At 27.4% G+C, this 2,074-nt stretch carries 3 protein-coding genes; 1 reads left to right on the top strand and 2 read right to left on the bottom strand.

The window, feature by feature from the left end; all coding sequences use genetic code 11:
* Positions 1-515, bottom strand: a 515-nt coding sequence (locus tag NFS18_RS19200) for a LytR/AlgR family response regulator transcription factor (protein WP_251393173.1), incomplete at its 3' end; no start/stop codon positions are given.
* Between the two features lie 89 nt (positions 516-604).
* A complete protein-coding gene (locus NFS18_RS19195; protein ID WP_251393167.1) occupies positions 605-1,120 on the bottom strand; it encodes a hypothetical protein in 516 nt (171 codons plus the stop codon).
* A gap of 292 nt (positions 1,121-1,412) precedes the next feature.
* Between NFS18_RS19195 and NFS18_RS20055 the strand changes: the two genes are divergently transcribed.
* Entirely contained in the window at positions 1,413-1,985 is a 573-nt protein-coding gene (locus NFS18_RS20055) for an accessory gene regulator B family protein (RefSeq protein ID WP_408631568.1), read from the top strand.
* The last annotated feature ends 89 nt before the right edge of the window (positions 1,986-2,074 follow it).

Below are 2,074 nucleotides of genomic sequence, written 5' to 3'. Positions count from 1 at the left end.
AATGTAAAGCGGTTGAAAACACAGTAACTATACGGGTTTTTCCATAATTGGTACCGCCAGCGTGAATAATTCAGGTTTAAGAAAATTTTTTCAAATCGATTTTGTGTCTGTATTGTATATATATCGTTTTGTTGTAATTTAATATATTTAAATGCATCGTTTAAAGCCTGTTCCAATCGTGGTTGTATTTCTTGTTTCGGCACATATCGAAAAATAGATAGTGCAAAAGAATCCACAGCATATTTTAAATGTGATGTAACAAAGACAATGAGTGCATGTGGCAAATACTTTTTAATCTGTGGAGCAATTTCCATGCCATCTTTATGGGGCATTTCAATATCTAAAAGAATCAGATCAAAGTATTCTCCTTCCTGAATATCAGCTAACAAAAATTCACCATTGCTATACTCTTCTATATCTACAATTTCTTTATTCTTTTTTACATATTCTCCAATAATTCTTTTATTGTTAAACACCAATGATTCATCATCATCGCATATAGCTATTCTAATCATTTTAAACCTCCAAATTAATTTTGATTATGTAAAGATTGTAGTTTACCATATATTTTCAAATATTTCTCAAACTGAAGTGTAGCATATCATTATATAAAAGTAAAATATTTTTTCCTCTTAATATCATGAAAATAACAGTCTTTCTCACTGATAATTAATTCATATAATTCGCCATTTATAGTTTCAGTCAATTCCATTTTGCGCCCTCTATTATTTTTATAATAATAGATACCCTGTTTATGTTCTTTTACCTTTTCTATAATATCATCAACCACTTCTGTTATTGACATACTATTTGAAGCACTCCACTTACCTATCATACTTCTAACCTGCGATTTGTTAAGTTTGATTTTGGTCGAATAATAAAACTTTTTTGGAAACATCGTCTCTTTATCTGTACCCAAGCTTTCTAATATATTATTAAAGTATTCTTCATTATCACTATAGTCGTATCCCATTTCCAAATAAGCCTGAATGTGCAAAACAATACATATCAGGTATTTTCTATCTTGTTCCATTTCATAATATTTATTAAGATAGTAAATCATTTTTTCCAAACACTGTCTAGCGCCCAGTTCCACATAATTTAATGCATTTACTTCCATCTTAATAATTTCAATATACATACGGTATTTTTCAATATCAATCTTTTCTAATATTTATATTACCTCCTTACAAATATAGCAGACCACAATCTTACAGAATCAAATTATATTGTAGCATCATCATCTTCTTTAAAATCTACTGTCTCCAAACTGTAAAAAAATGACCTCTATTATTATCTTTTTCCAATAATTATTACTTTACAATTCACGGACATTTTTATGCCATTTACAGACAGATAAAATATTTTTTTTATTTTATGATATATTCATACCAGGAAAGGGGAGTATAAAAATGTTACTGCAAATCTCAAAATCGTTTACAAATTATCTTTTAAAAAAGGAAATTATTGAATACTCTAAGAAGGAACTCATAATCTATGGATTCCAACTTACATTATCTACTTTTGCTTCCATGGTAACTATATTAACACTTTCATATTTCTTTAATATTTTATATGGATTCATTTTTTTATTTTTTTTCATGCCTATACGCTTTTATGCTGGTGGTTATCATGCACAAACCTATCGACAATGCTATATCTACACAAATACATGTTTTTTGGGTACTCTAGCGTTTTCGAATATAATCTTCAAATATAACCTTTTACATGGATATATTTTGTTAGCAATGATAAGTTTACTTTTTCTTTTCTTTGCTACACCTTGCAAAAATCAAAAGAATCCTTTAGATGAAAAAGAATTTATTAAAAATAGGATAAACACACGTATACTATTATTAATATATTCTTTTATGCTAATAGTCATTTATAGGAATTATCCCTTTATATTTTTGTTAGGATTTAATACATTGTTTCTTGTTTCCATATTATTTATAATTGGAAATTTAGAAAATAAATCATTCTAATTTGAAAAGGAGTAAGAGTGAAAAATAGAGTAAATTTGGGACGCACTTAAATAAGGGGTCGTAATCCCCTGTTTTTAGAAGTATTCAAT

Source organism: Mediterraneibacter agrestimuris (assembly GCF_943193195.1).
GTDB classification, from domain to species: Bacteria; Bacillota; Clostridia; order Lachnospirales; family Lachnospiraceae; genus Schaedlerella; species Schaedlerella agrestimuris.
The sequence above is the reverse complement of the archived record's forward strand: the minus strand, read 5'-3'. Positions and strand labels throughout refer to the sequence as shown.